Raw genomic sequence first — 475 nt, 5'->3', positions numbered from 1 at the left:
GCGTTTCATCCTGTGCCGCTTTATACAACTGTTCCAGAATCCCCTTCACCACGTTGTTCGGTTGTTTTATCCCATCAATCAGGTCAAAACTTTCCGAAGCCTTATTCAGCGTCACAAACCCGAGCTCACCTAACGCGTACTGCGAAACCTTCTGAACACTTGATGCAGGTAACCAGCCACCTTCCGGGCGAATCTGATAGTATGCCGCATCCTTGTTACTGGACAGCGTATTCCCCTCAGCATCAACGCCAGGGACTTTTGCCAGCGTAAGAATACCCGGCGCCTTTGTTTTACGACTACCCGCAACCATTCCCCGCTCACCCTTCTCAAACAACGGTGCATCGGTTTTCCAGGTCAGATAAACCGGCGCATCTTCCCCCACTCTTCCGGGATTGGTGATGAACTTTTCCATATCATCCGTACTCAGGCACTCTATATGCACCTGGTAGCGCGAGCGCTTGCCGTTTTCTTCCGG

At 51.6% G+C, this 475-nt stretch carries 1 pseudogene; it reads right to left on the bottom strand.

Annotation, left to right across the window (positions count from 1 at the left end):
* Nucleotides 1-475 (bottom strand): annotated as a pseudogene (locus RRF55_RS27250) (glycoside hydrolase family protein); the annotation flags it as partial.

The organism is Klebsiella sp. K47 (genome assembly GCF_051858335.1).
Lineage (GTDB): Bacteria > Pseudomonadota > Gammaproteobacteria > Enterobacterales > Enterobacteriaceae > Klebsiella > Klebsiella pneumoniae.
The sequence above is the reverse complement of the archived record's forward strand: the minus strand, read 5'-3'. Positions and strand labels throughout refer to the sequence as shown.